The following is a 19,456-nucleotide window of genomic DNA, read 5'->3' as shown; positions in this document are numbered from 1 at the left end:
ATTGTAACAATACGAATAAGTTTAACAATGAAATGTCAAAAGCGATTTCCTGAACGTTAGTTCAGATCATAATCTTGTAGCTTTACAAAAAGCGCTTTAGATAGATGAAAAAGATTTTGAATAAAAAGAACATTATAAACGCACTAATCATAGGCATTTTTCTGGTATTAATTCTTGTGCCATCGGCGAAGGCTTTTATGATAAGAGGGCTGATGGAGATCGGACTTTTTAGCCCGGACGTTAAGAACACTAATGAAAATGCTGCTCCTGCAGAAGCAGCAGATCTTTCCGGTATTAAATTTAAGGATACTTCAGGTAAAATCGTCGATCTGGGAGATTTGAAAGGCAAGGTTGTATTTTTAAACTTCTGGGCTACCTGGTGTCCGCCATGTCTGGCCGAGATGCCATCAGTGAACAAGTTGTACGAACAGTTTAAAGATGATAAGGATGTTGTTTTTATTTTAGTTGACGCAGATAGTGATTTTGCGAAATCACAAAAGTATATGGACAAAAAAGGGTACAAATTACCTGTATACCAGGTTGCCAGTAACGTACCGGAATCAATTTTTAAAGGATCGTTGCCAACTACTGTGGTATTTGATAAACTAGGTCGGGTTTCTTATAATGAAGTTGGAGCCGCAAACTATGCAAGTAAAAAATTTATTGACTTTATAAAAAAGCTAAAAGCAAGTAACATTTAGGCGGTTGTTTACGTCTTATGATTAAATTGGAGAAACCATCACAGAAAGTTAAAATTTCTGTAAATTTATAGTATGTCGTGCTGAAAGCACTGAGTTTGGTATGATTGATGTCTGATTTTTTAAAACATATCACCAATGAAAAGGAATTTGATTTTTATAATGAGTTGCATTGCTGGCCTGGCCCTTACAACGACTGGTTATGCACAAAAGACGGATCTGTTAAATGATCAGAATCCCAGGTATCAGGAAAGCAGGGCTAAGTATATTGAACTTGCAGATTCTTTAAATCGCAATCAGGGTTCAACTGTTCAAAGCACTTACAAAGCTTATGACTGGTACGAAGCCAGAGAAGAACGCAGGAAGCTAAGGAGAGAAAGAAACTTTCAATTGAACCTTAATGGTGGCTATTACTATGGAAGCCCATATTTTTATCCCTCTATCAGCTATGGTAATTATGGCTTTGGAGGTCGATTTGGCTATGGGGGCTATATCGGCTATGGCTGGGGTAATAGCAGGCCCTGGGGATGGTAAACAGCACACTTAAAAACTTTATATTAAAAAAATGCAGATTAAAAAGATAATGACTATCGCGGCCATTGCCGTATCGGGAATGATAATTACATCATGTTCTCGCCAGGTTACCAGAGTAAGTACTGATCAGGCCATTGACGTAAGTGGTAACTGGAACAATACCGACTCCAGATTGGTTGCAGAAGAGATGACCCAGACTATTTTAGGCGGTAAATGGCTGTCAGGCCACCTGGAAGAAAAACAAGGTAAAAGACCTGTTGTAATTGTTGGTGTGGTGCAAAATAAAAGTCATGAGCATATTGATGCAGAAACATTTGTTAAGGATGTAGAGCAGTCATTTATTAAAAGTGAACGTGTAAGATTGGTGCAAGGAGGGAAAAAACGAGAAGAATTACGTGCTGAGAAAGCTGATCAACAGGATAATGCCACGGTGTCTACCATGAAAAAATTCGGATTGGAAAACGGAGCAGATTATATTCTTCAGGGATCAATCAACTCTATTGTAGATTCTCATAAACGTAAAAAAGTTGTGTATTACCAGGTGAACCTGGAGCTTACAAATATTCAAACCAATGAAGTAGTTTGGATTGGCGATAAGAAAATAGCTAAATACGTTAAAAATTAGTCGGGAATACCCCGACTAACGACCATATGATACAAATCCGCAGGAATATTTTTAGAGCATCATTCTTTTTAGGACTGATGCTCTTTCTTTTTGGCTGTTCCAGCTATAATGACATGATTGCGTCTTATTATAAGCAAATTTCTGCGGGGAATTATGCCGAAGCGGTTAAGGAGCTCGATAAGAACAAGCTGTTACAAAAGCCAAGGAATAAACTCCTTTTTCTGATGGAAAAAGGAAAAGCGAGTCACCTTGCTGGCGAGTACGAAGCCAGCAATCAATATTTTAATGAGGCCGACCAAATGCTTGAAAATGGTATTGGAGGAGCTATGGATGCGGTTGTGGGTACATTGGTAAATCCAATGACACAAAGTTATAAGGGAGAGGATTTTGAAAAATTTATGATCCACTATTATAAAGCCCTAAATTATGTGTATTTGAACAAAAGTGAGGATGCTATTGTAGAGGCCAGGCGGATTAGCTTACAGTCGCAGCAACAGGGCGATAAGTTTAATGATAAGGATAGCAGGTATTCAAAAGATGCCTTCTCCTTAATGCTGCAGGGACTGATTTATGAGCGTGATCGGGATGTAAATAATGCATTTATTGCCTATCGAAATGCGGCGGAAGTTTATTTGAATAGTAAAGATCAGACTTACTATGGAACAAAAATGCCGGAAGAACTCAAGCAGGATGTTTTAAGAACCGCTGATTTAAATGGTTTTGGATCAGAACTGAGTCGCTTTGAAGAATTGTTCGGAATTAAATATAAACGTGAGGCTGCGCCTGAAGGTGGTGAGCTGATTTTCTTCTGGGAAAATGGAATGGCACCGGTTAAACAGCAGGAAGAGCTGTTCTTTTCACTGATTAAAGGCAGTAATGGAGATCTATTCTTTACCAATCTAGGCGGAACAATCATTATTCCTTTTAATCACAGTTATAGTAACGATAATTTTAGTCTGACTGGCGTTGAAAGCCTTAGGGCAACCTATCCAAAATATATTGCACGTGCCCCTTATTACAATGCTGCTACTTTAAGTAACGGAGCGCAGGTTGTTTCCTTTGAGAAAGCTGAGGATATTAATGAACTGGCTTTTAAAACGCTCGAACAACGATTTTTGAAAGAAATGGGTAAGGTGCTAACCCGACTTGCAGTTAAAAAGAGCGCAGAATATGTATTGAGGCAAAGTGCAAAAGGAAATGGGAAAGACGGTAAGGATAATTCTTTGCTCGAAGGATTGGGGATAGGCATGCAATTGTATGGTCTTCTTTCGGAGAAAGCGGATACGAGGAACTGGCAATCTTTACCCGCTAATATTAATTATACCCGGATACCATTACAAAAAGGGAGCAATACGATTACCCTAAAGCTAAAAAGTTCGGCAGGTGATGAAGAAACAAAAACCATAGAGATTACAGGAACAGGAAGGCTTCAGTTTTATAATTACTCAACTTTACGCTAAACTTTTTAATACAATTAATAAAAGAATATATTATGCAAGAACCATTTGACATTACGATAGGAACAACAGATTACGCCGTATTTCCGGAAGGTAATGATACTTATGTTATTTTTAAGGACGGGAAAGAGTATGTTCAGATTCAAAAAGACACAGAGGAGCAATGGTTAAAGCTCGACGATGAAACGGCTCTACCTCTATTTGAGCCTGATGAAGAAATCAATGCCATAGGCAAGGCGATTCTTGCTTATGTGCCGGATGAGGAGGAAGACGAAATGGAAGAGAGCGACGAGGACGAAGATCTGCTGGATTAACCGGACCAATTATCACGGTCAAGGCTGCGATAGTGTATGGCTTCCGCAAGATGCTCCAATTTAATATCTTCACTTTTTGCCAGGTCAGCAATGGTTCTGGATACTTTTAGAATGCGGTCGTATGCCCTTGCTGAAAGTCCCAGTTTCTCCATTGCTGATTTAATTAAAGTTTGACCTTTGTTGTCTATTTTACAAATGTTACGCACCATATTAGGGCTCATTTGCGCATTGTAGTGCAGGCTGCTGTTGGTGTTAAACCTCGCATCCTGTATCGTTCGCGCCGCAATTACCCTTTCTCTGATCACGACGCTCTTTTCCGTTTCAACCGCAGATGTAAGTTCATTAAAGTTTACCGGGGTAACTTCAACATGTAAATCAATACGGTCTAATAATGGACCAGATATCTTGCTAAGGTATTTTTGAACAACACCAGATCCGCAAATACATTCTTTTTCGGGATGATTGAAAAACCCACATGGACATGGATTCATAGACGCGATGAGCATGAAGCTGGCCGGATATTCCACACTTAAGCGAGATCGGGAAATCGTTACACAGCGGTCCTCCAGTGGTTGCCGCATTACTTCCAGCACGCTGCGTTTAAATTCGGGTAGTTCATCCAAAAATAGCACGCCATTGTGGGCAAGTGATATTTCTCCTGGCTGCGGGTTTGCGCCTCCTCCAACCAGGGCCATATCTGAAATGGTATGGTGTGGACTGCGGTAAGGGCGCTCTGTCATTAAGGATTCTGCAGCATTTAATTTTCCGGCTACCGAATGTATTTTGGTGGTTTCCAAAGCTTCCTGGAGATTAAGCGGGGGTAATATGGTCGGCAGGCGTTTAGCCAGCATGGTTTTTCCTGCCCCTGGTGGGCCAATCAGGATCAGGTTGTGTCCACCGGCCGCCGCAATCTCTAATGCGCGTTTGATGTTCTCCTGGCCTCTTACATCAGAAAAATCCTGTTCATAGCTACTTACATGATTAAAAAACTCATCCCTTGCGTTTACCAGTATCGGCTCAGGTTTTTCAGTTCCATTAAAAAAAGCAGCTACTTCCAGCAAGTTGCGCATGCCATAAACCTCCAGTTCACTTACAATGGCGGCCTCACGTGAATTGTCTTTGGGAAGTATAAAACCTTTGAATCCTGCTGCACGCGCCTGTATGGCGATAGGTAGTGCTCCCTTTACAGGTTGTAAGCCGCCGTCTAAAGACAGTTCGCCCATAATAAAGTATTTGTCTGCCTCTGAGCTTTCGATTTGACCAGAGGCCGCTAAAATGCCTATGGCTATAGGTAGGTCATAGGCCGATCCTTCTTTGCGGATATCCGCAGGAGCGAGGTTGATCACAATCTTCTGCCGGGGCATTTTAAGCCCGGCAGATTGTATAGCACTTTCAATCCTCCTTAAACTTTCTTTAATCGCATTATCCGGCAGGCCAACAATATGGTACTTATTGCCTCCTCCTATGCTTACCTCGATCGTTATGGTTAAAGCGTTCACACCAAAAACGGCGCTGCCGTATGTTTTTATCAGCATAAATTAATCGTATGTATCACTAGTGTGAATCTATGTTGATTTAACCTTACGTTGGTAAAAAATGACTATGTATTTTAAAAAATGGAGCAAAAAAAATCCCGGCCTATTATTGGCCGGGATCGGTTAGGTTGTTGTAATTATGTTTAGCGTTGTGGCATTTTAGGCATGTTCTTCATCATCTTTGCTGCTGTAGCCGGATTAGAGAACTGCTTCATTACTTTACGCATATCTTCAAACTGTTTAATCAGCTTGGTTACCTCTTCTATTTTATTACCCGAGCCTTTGGCAATGCGCAGACGTCTGCTTTGCTGAATGCTGTCGGGGTTTTCACGCTCAAATTTAGTCATCGACTGGATAATGGCTTCTACATTTTTAAAAGCATCATCTTCAATCTCAACATTCTTCATCATTTTACCTACACCCGGGATCATACCCATCAGATCCTTCATGTTACCCATTTTCTTAATCTGTTGGATCTGGTTATAGAAGTCGTTGAAGTCGAATTTGTTCTTACGGATCTTTTTCTGAAGTTCGGCGGCCTCTTTCTCGTCAAACTGCTGTTGCGCACGTTCAACAAGGGAAACCACGTCACCCATACCTAAAATACGTGAAGCCATCCTTTCAGGATAGAACACATCAAGGGCCTCCATTTTTTCGCCGGTACCAATAAACTTAATTGGCTTGTTTACTACCGATTTAATGGAAAGAGCAGCACCACCGCGTGTATCGCCGTCTAATTTGGTTAATACAACACCGGTAAAGTCCAAACGGTCGTTAAATGCCTTAGCAGTATTAACCGCATCCTGTCCGGTCATGGCATCAACAACAAACAGGATTTCATGCGGTTTTGTACTATCCTTAACAGCGGCGATCTCGTTCATCATCTGCTCGTCTATTGCTAAACGGCCCGCTGTATCTATAATGATTACATTATTATGTTGTTTTTTACCTTCAGCAATACCTTCCATGGCAATGGCTACAGGATCTTTAGATGCTGTATTTGCATATACAGGGACACCAATCTGCTCACCAAGGATCTGCAGTTGATCTATCGCCGCAGGTCTGTAAACGTCACCAGCTACAAGGATAGGTTTTTTCCCTTTACTCTTCAGGAAGTTCGCCAGTTTTCCGGTAAAAGTAGTTTTACCAGCACCGTTTAAACCAGCAATCAATATAATGGTAGGGTTTGCTTTCAGGTCAAGTTCCGTAACCTCACCGCCCATTAAGGCAGTCAGTTCGTCATTCATTACTTTGGTAAGCAACTGACCTGGCGAAACAGCCGTTAATACGTTTAATCCTAAAGCTTTTTCTTTTACCTCATCGGTAAAGCTTTTGGCTGTTTTATAGTTTACGTCGGCATCTAATAAAGCCTTACGGATCTCTTTCATGGTCTCGGCCACGTTGATCTCTGTAATGCTTCCTTGTCCTTTTAAAACTTTAAACGCACGATCTAGCTTATCCTGTAAATTTTCAAACATTTTCTTTAATGCTTAGTGTTCAATTTTTTGTAGCCTCAAAGGTATTAATTTTGAAGGAAATGGTAATGATTTATTAAAAGTATTAGCGGGGGAAGACAAAGGTTACACCGAGGGATAGATTTTGGCTTCCCTGGATCTTGGTGTCATTGTCGCGGTCAAACAAGCCCACCCCAGTAAGTGAAACGTTCATTAGCCGGTTCAACTTGGAAGAGATGGAAACATCAAGACGATGATCAATGTTTACAAGCGCCCTGTCATACGGAATAAACATCTGGTACCTGGCTTTAAGCATGGTATTCGTGAAAACTTCCTTTTCGAAATTACTTACAATCTGGAAGGCGAGTTCATTTTTAAACTTCTTGCCAAAGTCTACACCATATTTTGTAGGCGCCTTTTTATCTTTAGTCCTGTCATTTGGAAAGTTAGCATCTTTTGTGATGTAAACAGCAGTGTCTAACACAAAAGTCTGCCTGGCACTACCCGTACCAATCCTTGTTGAGAAATATTTGCTTGGTTTGTACTCAAAACCGAAGGATTCAGTTAGGTAACCTGGCGACATGAATTTGGAAATGAGGTTTGGAAATTCATTGCCCTCTGAATTTTTGCTATAGGCAAAACCAGAGTCAAATTGTGATTCAAAATTGACGGAACCGAAGAAATACCAGTTTTTTGACAATTGTACGGCTGCTTTATTATCCCAGAAAATACGGTCACGCGTTTTCTTTTGCAATTGATCTTTGTTCTTTACTTTACCATATTCCAGGATTACCTCACTTACAAAACTCCAGCTTTCTTTGCTATACTCAGTTTTGTAGTTCACAATACCACCTACGGCTAATGAGTTTACACCACCACCTTTCCAGTTATTTGAGAAGGTCGCCTGGTTTACGTTGATGCCTACCGAAGTTCTTGTTTTCCAATAATTCACCCTGGCATCTACGACTATAGGATCGATCTCAACAGGCTTGAAAGGGATAGTTCCCGTCCTTGACGGCAGAGGACTACGTTTTAGTTTAATGTCTAAACCCTTCGTATTAATCGGAAGGGTGTCAATCTCTTGAGCATACAAGCTGGCAGTACCGCTAAAAACTATTAGTAAGTAAGCATAAAAACTCTTCATTACTACAAAGAAAAACAAAAAAGTGACTTATTAAAAGTTTAATAGTAAACTAATTGGTTAAGCGTCGCTAAAAAGCAGTCTTTCAGAGGTAATTTACCCAGGCGAAAAACTTTCTGGTTTTTAGGTAATTAGGTTTTTGATCACAGGCATAGGCTTCTTTTTCAAATGCAATATTGAAGTAGGCCCGACTATGATTTCTATATCGGATCAGGTTAATAAGGTAATTCAGCAGGTATAGCAGGTAAAAAGGAAGGATAAGTAATTCAACCTGTTGCCGTAGGTGTATACGTTCATGATTTACCAGGATAGGATCATTTTTTTGATGTTTGTTTTTTAAAAGTATAAACGGATATAACGCCATGGCGTTGGCAGGTATTTTTGAAACGATTAGAAAGAAAGCTTTCAAAACTTCTCAATGTTTATTTTAGGTAGTGGAGGTAATTTAAACGCCTTAGGGTTACGTTTATAGTTCGCGTAGTTATTCCTTAAATACACCACAAAAGCGTAATCCGAAGCACTGAGTACAAAATCATACGACGGGCGATATTGTTGCATAAAGTCTTCTGCCTCGTAATCGCCAATCTGCAATACTCTTTTTACATAGTCAGGCGTAAACCGATAATCAACAATAGCCTCCCGGTAATCCCTTTCCAGTATCTTTTGCAGATGTCTTGCATTTTTACCTTGTCGGCTCAATAAGTTGTAAATGGCATCAATGCCCAACCCGGCTCCGCCCAGCCCCAGGTTCAGTAAATCTTTCGCCTTTCCTTTGTCAAGCGCATACTTATACTCTTTTAGCGTTTTTTCATGGCGCTCCATGGGTGTGAATTTATCACCGAGGATGGAAACTTCACGTAGTGCAATTCCTAACGATTTCAATTGAAAATATATCGACTTCTGGTTGTTTAATACAACCGTGTCCACTGCATAGCCTTGTAAAACGGCAAATAAAGTATCTCCAGGTTTAGCCTTAATGGTAAATTCTCCCTTTGGAGTGTTGTAAATACCTTCATCGTTGGCTGAATTGTAAACATAGACCTTGGCCAGGCGAAGTTTGGAATCCTTATCCACCACAAAGCCCCGCACAGCAGGTTGCTGGGCAAAAGCTTTAAATGTTAAACAATAGAAAAGGAGTACCAGGCTATAAAACTTCATTCAAATTCAAAATTACAAGATAACGTTATCCCTGTAATAATATTAACATTATTTAACTAAGATAAGTTTCTGGCCAATTTTTATTCCTGAATCGCTAATGTTGTTTAATAATTTCAAATCGTCGATGCTTACATTAAAGCGTTTTGAGATATTGTAAAGCGTGTCGCCTTGTTTAACAGTATAACTGCCGGGTTTAAAGATAGGCGCGGTACTGTCTGTAGTACTATCCGAAACAACTGGTGTTGATATTCTTAGTGTGTCCGGGGTTTTAACGATCTGTTTTGATGGAGGTGTTTCAACCGGAGTGAACTTTTTCTTTTCATTGGGAATATTCGCGTTGATCTCAGAAAAGATTTTGTCTTCACGTTTAATTTTATCCTTTTCTGATTCAGGTTGATCATACTGGTATAGCTGGTAGCGGTCTATTACACCGATTAGCAAGTCGGGGTATTTAGGGTTTGTGGCATAGCCAGCTTGTTTCAAGCCCCTTGCCCAGTTTTTGTAATCATTTTTGTCTAACTCAAACAGGAAGCTGTAGCGTTTTCTTTTAAGAAATTCAGAATGGTCTTTATAAGATTCCCTTGCGTCTTTATATACTCTAAAACAATCATCAGCTTTGTCATCATCTTTAAAATAACCTTTCCCTTTCCAGTCCGACGTGCATTTAATCCCAAAGTGGTTATTGGCATATTTAGCAAGACTGCTGTTTCCGCTTCCAGACTCCAGGATACCTTGTGCAAGGGTGATACTTGCCGGAATACCATATTTATTCATTTCCTCTATAGCTATAGCTTTAAAAGTCTCAATATAGTTTAAGGTAGTGAAGGATTTGGGATTCGGATTAGCCTTATTTGCCGCCTTTTCAATTTGCTTGTTATTGCGGCTATATTGCCTGGATTTACAAGCGCTAAAAAAAGCAAGGGCGATTAATGCTAAAGCTGGTATTCTGTTGTTCATTATAATTTAAGTTTTTGTCCGGGCTTAATTGCGGGGCTTTTTAATCCGTTCTTTTTCATGATTGCTGCAGGAGTCGTGCGGCGTGCTTTGGCAATATTATGGAGGTTATCACCTCGTTTAACCGTGTAGGTTTTTCCTGATGTAACTTTTTTTGCTGATGAAGCTAATGTTTTAGGTTCGACAGGTTCTACATAATCCTCCGGGCGCTCATCGTATTGAAAAAGATTGTTTTTTTTGATAATACCGATAATTTGTGATGTCCAGGTTCTGCTTCTTGCGTATCCTCCTCTATGAATCCCTCTGGCCCAGTTTCTATAATCATATTGATCATATTTTTCAAACAGGTGATTAAAAGAGGTACGACTTTTTAAGAAATCAATAAAATGGTCATAAGAATCGTTAACAGAAAGGTAGTCCTTGTACGAAGAGCGGATTTCGGTATTGCTATTAGCACCTTTAATACCAAAATGATTGTTTAGGTAGCGGGCAATTTTACTGGTGCCGGCGGCTGATTCATGGATGGCCACAGCCAAAATGACGCTTGCCGGAATTTTGTATTCGCGCATGAGTACCTGGGCATGTTCAGCGTAAGCATTAATATAATCTTCTGTAGTTTGTGCTTTACTCCCAAAAGTAAGGCAGGTAAGAAAAAGCGAAATATACAATGCTGCTTTAGTCATACTTTATTTTTTTCTGATGACAAATAGCCCGTCCCTAACGGGAAGAATAAGTTTTTCTACACGGCTGTCTGCCAAAATCTTATCATTAAATGTAGTGATGTTTTTTGTATCCTTGTCTGGGTTACTGTTCAATACTTTTCCACTCCACAGTACATTATCAACAATGATAAGTCCACCAGGTCTTACACGGTCGAAAACCATGTCGTAATAGGTGCCATTATTTTTCTTGTCTGCATCAATAAAAACCAGATCGAAAGTTTCATTTAAAACTTCGAGGGTTTCGTTGGCGTCACCAATAATATATTTTATTTGGCTATTGTATTCAGATTCTGCAAAATGACCACGAACCATTTCTTCCAGTTCTTCATTAATGTCGAGGGTGTAAATAATACCGTTTTCGGTTAACCCTTCAGCCAGACAAAGCGTAGCATAGCCGGTAAAAGTGCCGATCTCAAGAATTCTTGAGGGGCTTATCATTTTGCTAAGCATGCTCAAAACACGGCCCTGGTAATGTCCGGAAAGCATTCTTGGCATGAGTACCTTAAGGTTCGTTTCCCGGTCTATCTTTTGCAGTAAAGTGTGCTCAGGTTCGCAATAATTGAGCAGCAATTGCTGCATATCGTCATTAATTAAACTCATATTTTAATGTTCTATTAACGGTACTGTTCCATAAAATATTGCAGAATGATGGTTGCGGATATGGTGTCCACCCGTTCTTTATCCCTGCGGTCTTGTTTTTTTAAGCCGCTTTGCATAATGGTTTGATGCGCTAACTTAGAGGTAAAGCGTTCATCAATCCAGTATTGAGGGATGTCAGGGAAAGTTTTTTTTAATGTTTTTGCAAAACCTTTTACATGTTGTGCAGAATCAGAAGGAGTACCATCCATTTGTTTCGGATCACCAAAAACAAAGGCTTCAGCCTGTTCCGTGAGGAGGTATTTCTTCAGGTATTCAATAATATCTTTGGGATGGATGGTGTCCAGTCCGGTTGCAATTATCTGCAAAGGATCAGTAACGGCTATGCCGATACGTTTGGTACCATAATCAAAGGCAATAATTCTCGGCATGTGGCAAAGATAACATTTTGACGCTGCTGGTTAAGCAATTTGCTTCAATTTGTTCCTTTCAACTTGCAAATCGTAGTCCATTTGCAGGCCTAGCCAGAACTCTGCGGGTGTTTGTAATTCCATCTCCAGCTTTAGGGCAATGTAGGCGGTAATGTTACGCCGGCCTTTTAATATATCGGTTAGTTGCGAAGGGTACATGCCTGCTTTTATGGCAAAAGCGCCCTTTGTTATTTTTCTGGCTGCAAGCTCATCGGCCAGTACTTCGCCAGGGTGAATTAAGATGTTAAGATTAATTTCTTTACCGTTTTTGTCTATGATTTTTCCCATGATTTTATTGATAATGGTTTGTTAATTCGTTAATTATTAATATTTCTCTAATATTTATTACATCCTGTTCTATTTTAAAGATCAACCTGTAATGGTAATCTACTCTTACAGAAAACAGTTCTTTTTTGTCTCCTTTTAACCGTTCAAAACCCAAGCCGTTTAAAGTCCATAAACTTTTAGTATCTGGCACATGTTGTAAAATTTTTAGTGTTTTCCTGAATTTGTAAACGACTTTGTCATTGTATTTTGGTTTGCCTTTTGTTTCATCCTGAGCTAATGCTTCAAGGTACAGATTGTTGAATTTTATAATCATACAAATGTAAGTAAATTATACGTAATGTGTAATGTTTTTTGATTAATTCTTATTGTATTGTTTAATTGACGATATGCAATAACACAAGTCTATGTAGTTTCTGCATTACGCTGGTAAAAAGAATTTCAATCCCTTACCGAATCTGCTATCTGGCTGAAACTTTTGTCAACTTTAAAGTGCAGCGGTCTGCAAGTCTCAAAATTTTGTTATTTTGCACCAAATGCAGTTTAAAGAGATCATCGGTCAGGAGAGTATAAAGGCGCAATTGATACAGACAGTTGCCGAGAACAGGATTAGTCACGCCCAGTTGTTTCTGTCGTGCGATGGTAGTGGGGCCTTACCTTTGGCCATTGCCTATGCGCAATACATCAATTGTTTAGATAAAAAAGCCGATGATAGCTGTGGTGTATGTTCTTCATGTCGTAAATACGAAAGATACATTCATCCCGATCTGCATTTCTCGTATCCATTCTTTGCCTCCAAAGACGTGAAAACGGCTGTCGATGTGCTGGAAGAATGGAGAAGCATGTTGCTGGGAGATGCATATTTTGATATGGATATCTGGCGCTCAAAATTAAATGCAGAAAATAAACAGGCGAATATTAATATTGCCGAGTGCCACGATATTATAAAAAAACTGAGCTACAAAGCTTTCGAGGCCGACACTAAGGTTCTGATCATGTGGTTGCCGGAATACCTGGATAAGGAGGGTAATTCCTTACTGAAAATTATTGAAGAACCACCTCAGAATACGCTGTTTATTCTAGTCGCCAATAACCAGGAGCAGATTCTTTCTACACTTTTATCGAGAACCCAGATTGTTAAAATACCTAAACTTTCGCATGCGACAGTAGAAAGTTATTTGATGGAGGGACACGGTTTATCAGAAAATCAGGCTACAGAATACAGTTTTCTCGCAGATGGAAATCTAATAGAAGCTAAATCCTTAGTATCCAATACGCATAATGAAAATGCAGATAAATTTGCTGAGTGGTTAAGGATGGGATATGGCAACAGAGTTTTGGATTTAACCGCTTTTGTAGAGCAGGCGGCGAGTTGGGGAAGGGAAAATCAGAAAAACTTTTTAAAATATGGGATTAGCTTTTTACGGGAGTGTAGCCTGTTGCTCAGTGGGGCAGATGAGCTGGTGAAATTGCCCGTGAGGGCTTTAGAAACCGCCAAAAAGCTTTCTACTCATGTGTTAGACCTGAACATGGCGGATGCCATTATCGCTGAATTGGAGAAGGCGCATTATCATATTGAAAGAAATGCAAACCCTAAAATTCTGTTTTTAGATGTATCTTTACAATTGGTAAAAATAATTAAGTTTAAAACGCTCCCGAAAGGGACTCAATATATATAATTAATTATGGGATGTGGAAGTTGTTCTACAGGTGGCGGTTGCGCCCCCGCAGGCTGCAAAAGTAATGGCTCTTGCCTTACTGGTGGATGCGGAAAAATGGAAGTTTACGATTGGCTGTCGAATTTGGACATGCCCTCAAATTATAAACCTTTTCAGGTAATAGAAGTTAAATTTAAAGGTGCAAGGAAAGAATTCTTTGTAAACAGCGATAATATTTACCTGGAAATTGGTGAGCTTATAGCAGTTGAAGGACCTACAGGTGGGTACGATATCGGTCACGTTTCACTTACCGGCGAGCTGGTAAGAATACAAATGAAACGTAGAAAAACCGCTGTCGACCAGGTAACAAGGAAAGTTTATAGAAAAGCAACAGAAGCTGACGTAGAGAAATGGAAAGTTGCGAAATCTATGGAGTGGGAAACCATGCATAAAGCTCGTACCCTTGCGCTTGATCTGCGTTTATCTATGAAAATAAGTGATGTTGATTATCAGGGAGATAAAACAAAAGCAACTTTCTTTTACACAGCTGAGGGCCGGGTAGATTTTAGAGAGCTGATCAAGAAAATGGCCGAAACATTCCGCATCAGGATTGAAATGAGGCAGATTGGTATGCGTCAGGAAGCAGGAAGGTTAGGTGGAATAGGTTCTTGTGGCAGGGAACTGTGCTGCTCTACCTGGTTAACGAACTTTAAAACAGTATCAACTGCTGCGGCAAGGTATCAAAACCTGTCTTTAAATACACTGAAACTGGCCGGACAATGTGGTAAGTTGAAATGCTGCTTGAACTATGAACTCGATACTTATCTGGATGCACTGAAAGATATTCCGGATCGTATAGAAAGCTTACAGACCGAAATAGGGGTTGCCAGACATCAAAAAACAGACATCTTTAAAAAGTTAATGTGGTTTAGCTATCCAAATACGGAAGACTGGATTCCCTTGAAGGTCGACCGTGTGAAAGAGATTATGGCCATGAATAAAAAGGGGCAAAAGCCTAATAATCTTAAGGAAGAAGCAGTGGAACTGGTAAGTACTGCGGTAATCGATAAAATTCCTGATTACGAAAATGTGGTTGGACAAGATAGTTTAACCCGTTTGGATGATAAACCCAGAAATAAAGGAAACAGGAATAACAATAATCGGAATAACAACCAAAACCGCAACAGAAACAATGCGGAGAGAACGGATAGAGCGGACCGGACTGACAAAGGAGAAAAGCCGGTACGTGCTGAACAGCCGAATAAATCTGAGCGTACAGATAGAGGGACTAAACCACCTCAGCAGGGCAAGAACAAGCCGAACGTAAATAAAAAGGAAAATGCCGGACAGGGGCAGCCTAAAGGGCAAGGGCAACCTCCTAAGTCTAAAGCCGCAGCAGGAGCGGAACAGCCTGATGGAGAAAAACCGGCAGGAAACAGAAATAACAGAAATAGGAATAATCGTAGAAAAAAGCAATCGGATAAGCCTAAAAATGAATAATTGCAAAGTTTTAATCTTGCTTGCTACCACTTTCACATTATTGTTTAGTGGTTGTGATACCAATAATATTACCGATGTAAACCATACCATGCGTTCGCGTAACTGGAGTTATGCAGATAAGGTTAAGGCAACGGTAGATATTAAGGATAGCAATAAGATTTATAATATATATATTAAACTACGTCATACCTCAGACTATAGGTATTCAAACATTTTTGTGCTGTTGAATTTAAAAACAGCACAAAAAAAGCGTAGCAGACGTTACGAGTTTAAGCTGGCGCAGCCAGATGGACAGTGGAATGGGTCTGGCTCCGGGAACTTGTATACTTATGAATTCCCCTTGCTGACCAATTTTAAATTCCCAGTCCCGGGTATATATGAACTGGAACTGGAACAGAATATGCGCGATAATCCGCTTACAGAAGTAAGTGATGTGGGGATCAGGGTGGCGAAAGCGAATTAATTAAAGCAAGGGCAGCAATTGCTCTAAGGCCATTCCTCTTGATCCTTTTAGTAAGACCAGACTGTTGGTTACCGGATTTTCACTTAAAAAAGCATGTGCTTCAGCTGGGGTGGCAAAGAAAAAGCCTTTGTGCGTTTGTTTCACTTCATAAAAGTGCTTACCTATAAAAATAAGTGTATCGATATGCAGCCTTTCAGTTTGCTCAATAATGTATTGATGTTGTGCTGCTGACTCATCCCCAAGCTCAAACATATCTCCGATGATAACAGTCTTGTGTGTACTGTTTAAAAGTTCAATATTTGCCAGGGCCGCAGCCATACTACTTGGATTTGCATTGTAAAAATCGCAAATGACCGTGTTTGTTGCTGTTTTAGTGATCTGTGAACGGTTGTTATTCGGCTGATAGCCTGATAAACCAGCATTAACGGCCGCAGGCGATACCTCAAAGAATTGCCCGATACAAATAGCCGCCAGTATATTTTCGAAGTTATAAGCGCCAGTTAAATGGATTTCTGTCTGAAAAGAACCGGCTTTACTACTCCACGACAGCTCAATAAAAGGATCAGATTTAAGTAGTTCTCCTGATACGGTATCGCTGCTTTCCGTGCCATAATAAACCACTTTATTTAAGTCGGTCTTTTCCCTCATTTCCATCAAATAAGGGTTGTTTCTATTGATGAAGGCAATTCCTTCGTGGTTTTTAAGATAGGCAAACAACTCTGCTTTTCCTTTTTTGACACCCTCAAAGCCTCCAAAACCATCTAAATGGGCCATGCCTATATTGGTAATCAATCCATGGGTAGGTTGCGCAATCCCGCATAGAAATTCGATCTCTTTTTGATGGTTTGCGCCCATTTCTATCACTGCTAACTCTGTTTCCTGTGTTAGAGATAGGATAGAAAGCGGAACCCCGATATGGTTATTTAAATTGCCTTTAGTGGCAAAGGTTTTATATTTCTGTGAAAGAACAGCGTTGACCAGTTCTTTAGTGGTGGTTTTACCATTACTTCCGGTTAGTCCTACTACTGGAATATTGAGCTGACTTCGGTGGTGCTTTGCAAGATCTTGCAGTGCAGTCAGAACATCCGGCACTAAAATGCAACGTTCATCAGTTTTGTAGGATTCATTATCTATAATTGCATAAGCAGCGCCTTCATTTAATGCCTGTGCAGCAAAGGTATTTGCATCGAATTTGTCACCCTTAAGTGCAAAAAACAAACAGCCATTAGCAATACTCCTGGTATCTGTACATATTGTCGGATGTTTAAGATAGTGCTGATACAAAGATTCGGTGCTGAACATAAAATAATTTGATGAATGAAGCTGTAAAATTACGTTAAGGAATAGAAACAAAAAATATTCTTTAGTACTTTAGGTATATTAATTCCTCACTATGAAATACTTTAGGTTTCCTTTTCTGTTTTTATTGCTGGGGTGGGCTGCTGTAAATGGGCAGGTGAAGTCGCCTGACGAGTTTTTGGGCTATCCCCTTGGGGATAAGTTTACGCCTCATGATAAGGTGCTAGATTATTTTGCATACCTGGCTAAGGCCAGCAAAAATGTAAAAGTGGTCAATTATGGCAAAACTTATGAAGGGCGCGAGTTGCTGGTGGGTATTGTTTCTGCGAGAGAGAACATGGAGAAGCTGGAGCAGATTAAAAAGAATAACCGCAGTCTAAGCAGAGCTGAAAAAATAGAAGGGAAAGTACCGAAGCTGCCAGCAATTGTATGGTTAAGTTATAATGTTCATGGGAATGAAGCGAGTGCGACAGAGGCGGCTTTAAAAACAATGCATGCGCTGATTGAGGCTAAAACATCAAAAATACAGGATTGGTTAAAAAACACTGTTGTGATTATTGATCCCTGTTTAAACCCGGATGGCCGTGAGCGGTATGTGAGTTATTTCAATGGTATTGTGGGGGTAAAGCCTAATGCCAGCCCGATGGCAAGGGAACACCGTGAGCTCTGGCCGGGAGGCAGATCAAATCATTACTATTTCGACCTTAATCGTGACTGGGCATGGCAATCACAGGTTGAAACACAGCAGCGCTTGATTTTATATAGGGAATGGATGCCTGAAGTTCATGTTGATTTTCATGAACAGAACTATAATGAACCTTATTACTTTGCCCCGGCTGCCGAGCCCATTCATCAGGATATCACACCTTGGCAAAGGGAGTTTCAGGTTATAGTTGGGAAAAATAATGCGAAATACTTTGATCAAAAAGGCTGGAAGTATTTTACTAAAGAACAGTTTGATTTGCTGTATCCTTCTTATGGAGATACCTATCCCTTATATAATGGTGCGGTGGGTATGACCTACGAGCAGGGTGGGATAGGCGCGGGTTTGGCGGTAGTTACCAGTGATGGCGATACGTTGACGCTGAAAGATCGGATAGACCATCATTTTACAGCTGGGATGGCCACTATTGAAACAGCATCAAAACATACCGATAAGCTTGTTGACGAGTTTAAAAAATATTTTGAGAATGCAATACTTACCCCTCCGGGAGTTTTTAAAAGCTACCTGATAAAAGGTCAGAATTTAGGCAAAATAAAGCGACTAGCTTCGCTTTTAAAGCGGAATGGTGTGGAGTTTGCTTTCGGGGGCGACGGGGCAGGAAAGGGATATAATTATGAAACAAGAAAAAACAGCGATTTTAAAGTAGAACGGAATGATTTAATCGTAAACCTGAAGCAGCCTGCTGCGGTGTTAGCTAATGTGCTTTTCGAACCGCAAACCATGATAAAGGATTCGAATACTTACGACATTACCGCCTGGGCATTACCTTATGCCTATGGTTTAAATGCTTATGCTATCAAAGAATCTATTAAGGGGGTGTATCCGTCTTTCGAAGAGCCAAAAGTTCCAATGGTAGCCGGGCAGAAGCCTTATGCCTGGATTTTTCCCTGGGGCTCGGTTGATGATGCCAAAACGCTGATTGCTTTGCAGCGGCTGGGGATCAAGGTAAGGTTGGCGGAAGAGGGATTTACTGCTAATGGCAAAGAATACCCCGTAGGGTCCTTGTTAATATACAGGGTTGAAAACGAACGGCAGGTTAAAGGACTGACTACTAAAATTGCTGATGTACAAAGAGCATGCGGCACCTTGTTTTTCCCGGTGATGGGTGGATTCGTGGATAGGGGAAAGGACTTTGGATCATCTGTTTATCCCATATTAAGTGTCCCAAAAGTTGCAATTGTTGCAGGAGCAGAGGTTTCTGCACAAAGTATGGGAGAAGTATGGCATTTTTTTGAACAAGAGCTAGGTTATCCGGTTACTGTAATCAGCTTAGATGATATTGGTGTTTTGGATATCAATAAGATTAACACTTTAATATTACCAGATGGGGGCTACGGAGAAGATGTAAATGAGAAAATAGAAGATTGGATAAAGATAGGAGGTAAACTGATTTTAATGGAGGATGCAATAGCCAGTGTTATCAGCAAAAAGCCTTTTGATATTCAAAAGAAGGAATATTTTAAAGAAGAAGTTTCGGTTGATGAACTCCCCAAATATTTAAGTCGTAAGCGAAGTAATTTATCAAATGCCATACCTGGCGCCATTTTTAAAGTAGAGCTGGATCGAAGCCATCCGATTTCTGCAGGACTGGGCAATTACTACTATACTTTAAAAACAGACGATAGGTTGTACGAATTTCTTAAGCATGGCTGGAATACCGGAGTTTTAAGGCCTGATGCTTATATGGCCGGTATTGTTGGTGAGACCGCACTTAAAAAATTAGGAACCGGTATGCTTTTTGGCTTGCAGCCCATTGGTAAAGGAACTGTCATTTTTCTTGGATCGAGCGTGCTTTTTCGGTCTTTTTGGGAAAACGGAAAACAAATGTTCGTTAATTCTGTTTTTTTGGTGAATTAATATGTGAAAAA

General features: G+C 40.2%; 21 protein-coding genes. 9 read left to right on the top strand and 12 right to left on the bottom strand.

Annotation, left to right across the window (positions count from 1 at the left end; translation table 11 throughout):
• Window positions 1-104: 104 nt before the first annotated feature.
• From R2Q84_RS11740 to R2Q84_RS11720, 5 genes are all read left to right on the top strand, one after another.
• The gene (locus tag R2Q84_RS11740) at window positions 105-701 is read left to right on the top strand and encodes a TlpA disulfide reductase family protein (protein ID WP_316816735.1); all 597 of its coding nucleotides are present in this window, start codon (window positions 105-107) and stop codon (window positions 699-701) included.
• Between the two features lie 135 nt (window positions 702-836).
• Window positions 837-1,232, top strand: a complete 396-nt coding sequence (locus R2Q84_RS11735) for a hypothetical protein (protein WP_316816734.1) — start codon at window positions 837-839, stop codon at window positions 1,230-1,232.
• Window positions 1,233-1,263: 31 nt separating this feature from the next.
• Entirely contained in the window at window positions 1,264-1,857 is a 594-nt protein-coding gene (locus R2Q84_RS11730; RefSeq protein WP_316816733.1) for a penicillin-binding protein activator LpoB, read from the top strand.
• A 26-nt stretch (window positions 1,858-1,883) separates the two neighbouring features.
• A complete protein-coding gene (locus R2Q84_RS11725; RefSeq protein WP_316816732.1) occupies window positions 1,884-3,317 on the top strand; it encodes a hypothetical protein in 1,434 nt (477 codons plus the stop codon).
• 32 nt (window positions 3,318-3,349) lie between these two features.
• Complete coding sequence (locus tag R2Q84_RS11720; RefSeq protein ID WP_316816731.1) at window positions 3,350-3,628, top strand: hypothetical protein; 279 nt, start codon at window positions 3,350-3,352, stop codon at window positions 3,626-3,628.
• Here the strand turns inward: R2Q84_RS11720 and R2Q84_RS11715 are convergent.
• From R2Q84_RS11715 to R2Q84_RS11665, 11 genes are all read right to left on the bottom strand, one after another.
• A complete protein-coding gene (locus R2Q84_RS11715; RefSeq protein WP_316816730.1) occupies window positions 3,625-5,163 on the bottom strand; it encodes a YifB family Mg chelatase-like AAA ATPase in 1,539 nt (512 codons plus the stop codon). The genes R2Q84_RS11720 and R2Q84_RS11715 overlap by 4 nt on opposite strands.
• Before the next feature lie 143 nt (window positions 5,164-5,306).
• Window positions 5,307-6,641, bottom strand: a complete 1,335-nt coding sequence (ffh, locus tag R2Q84_RS11710; protein ID WP_316816729.1) for a signal recognition particle protein — start codon at window positions 6,639-6,641, stop codon at window positions 5,307-5,309.
• Between the two features lie 82 nt (window positions 6,642-6,723).
• Window positions 6,724-7,761 carry a DUF3078 domain-containing protein gene (locus tag R2Q84_RS11705; protein WP_316816728.1) on the bottom strand — a complete coding sequence of 346 codons (1,038 nt, stop codon included), beginning with the start codon at window positions 7,759-7,761 and terminating at the stop codon, window positions 6,724-6,726.
• Between the two features lie 82 nt (window positions 7,762-7,843).
• Entirely contained in the window at window positions 7,844-8,167 is a 324-nt protein-coding gene (locus tag R2Q84_RS11700; RefSeq protein WP_316816727.1) for a hypothetical protein, read from the bottom strand.
• Window positions 8,164-8,916: a hypothetical protein gene (locus R2Q84_RS11695; protein ID WP_316816726.1), complete on the bottom strand. Its 753-nt coding sequence runs from the start codon at window positions 8,914-8,916 to the stop codon at window positions 8,164-8,166. The genes R2Q84_RS11700 and R2Q84_RS11695 overlap by 4 nt, the downstream gene beginning before the upstream one ends.
• Window positions 8,917-8,964: 48 nt before the next feature.
• Window positions 8,965-9,873 (bottom strand): glucosaminidase domain-containing protein, encoded by a 909-nt coding sequence (locus R2Q84_RS11690; protein ID WP_316816725.1) that lies wholly within the window; start codon window positions 9,871-9,873, stop codon window positions 8,965-8,967.
• Window positions 9,873-10,553: a glucosaminidase domain-containing protein gene (locus tag R2Q84_RS11685; RefSeq protein ID WP_316816724.1), complete on the bottom strand. Its 681-nt coding sequence runs from the start codon at window positions 10,551-10,553 to the stop codon at window positions 9,873-9,875. The genes R2Q84_RS11690 and R2Q84_RS11685 overlap by 1 nt, the downstream gene beginning before the upstream one ends.
• A gap of 3 nt (window positions 10,554-10,556) precedes the next feature.
• Window positions 10,557-11,192 carry an O-methyltransferase gene (locus tag R2Q84_RS11680; protein WP_316816723.1) on the bottom strand — a complete coding sequence of 212 codons (636 nt, stop codon included), beginning with the start codon at window positions 11,190-11,192 and terminating at the stop codon, window positions 10,557-10,559.
• 14 nt (window positions 11,193-11,206) lie between these two features.
• Window positions 11,207-11,620, bottom strand: a complete 414-nt coding sequence (gene ruvX, locus R2Q84_RS11675; protein ID WP_316816722.1) for a Holliday junction resolvase RuvX — start codon at window positions 11,618-11,620, stop codon at window positions 11,207-11,209.
• Window positions 11,621-11,650: 30 nt separating this feature from the next.
• On the bottom strand, window positions 11,651-11,947 hold the full coding sequence (locus tag R2Q84_RS11670; RefSeq protein WP_316816721.1) for a HigA family addiction module antitoxin: 297 nt from the start codon (window positions 11,945-11,947) through the stop codon (window positions 11,651-11,653).
• Between the two features lie 4 nt (window positions 11,948-11,951).
• Complete coding sequence (locus R2Q84_RS11665; RefSeq protein WP_316816720.1) at window positions 11,952-12,260, bottom strand: type II toxin-antitoxin system RelE/ParE family toxin; 309 nt, start codon at window positions 12,258-12,260, stop codon at window positions 11,952-11,954.
• Between the two features lie 220 nt (window positions 12,261-12,480).
• Here R2Q84_RS11665 and R2Q84_RS11660 point away from each other — a divergent pair, with 220 nt between their 5' ends.
• From R2Q84_RS11660 to R2Q84_RS11650, 3 genes are read left to right on the top strand one after another with little or no spacing between them, the layout of a single operon-like run.
• Window positions 12,481-13,623: a hypothetical protein gene (locus R2Q84_RS11660; RefSeq protein WP_316816719.1), complete on the top strand. Its 1,143-nt coding sequence runs from the start codon at window positions 12,481-12,483 to the stop codon at window positions 13,621-13,623.
• Between the two features lie 6 nt (window positions 13,624-13,629).
• On the top strand, window positions 13,630-15,102 hold the full coding sequence (locus R2Q84_RS11655) for a regulatory iron-sulfur-containing complex subunit RicT (protein WP_316816718.1): 1,473 nt from the start codon (window positions 13,630-13,632) through the stop codon (window positions 15,100-15,102).
• On the top strand, window positions 15,095-15,565 hold the full coding sequence (locus R2Q84_RS11650; protein WP_316816717.1) for a gliding motility lipoprotein GldH: 471 nt from the start codon (window positions 15,095-15,097) through the stop codon (window positions 15,563-15,565). The genes R2Q84_RS11655 and R2Q84_RS11650 overlap by 8 nt, the downstream gene beginning before the upstream one ends.
• On the opposite strand, the gene R2Q84_RS11645 is transcribed toward R2Q84_RS11650, so the two are convergent.
• On the bottom strand, window positions 15,566-16,867 hold the full coding sequence (locus tag R2Q84_RS11645; RefSeq protein WP_316816716.1) for a UDP-N-acetylmuramoyl-tripeptide--D-alanyl-D-alanine ligase: 1,302 nt from the start codon (window positions 16,865-16,867) through the stop codon (window positions 15,566-15,568).
• Window positions 16,868-16,958: 91 nt separating this feature from the next.
• On the opposite strand from R2Q84_RS11645, the gene R2Q84_RS11640 reads away from it, so the two are divergent.
• Entirely contained in the window at window positions 16,959-19,445 is a 2,487-nt protein-coding gene (locus R2Q84_RS11640) for a M14 family metallopeptidase (RefSeq protein WP_316816715.1), read from the top strand.
• Window positions 19,446-19,456 lie beyond the last annotated feature (11 nt).

It is taken from the genome of Pedobacter nyackensis (assembly GCF_032678475.1).
GTDB classification, from domain to species: domain Bacteria; phylum Bacteroidota; class Bacteroidia; order Sphingobacteriales; family Sphingobacteriaceae; genus Pedobacter; species Pedobacter nyackensis_A.
This window is presented reverse-complemented; position numbering and strand designations above follow the sequence as displayed.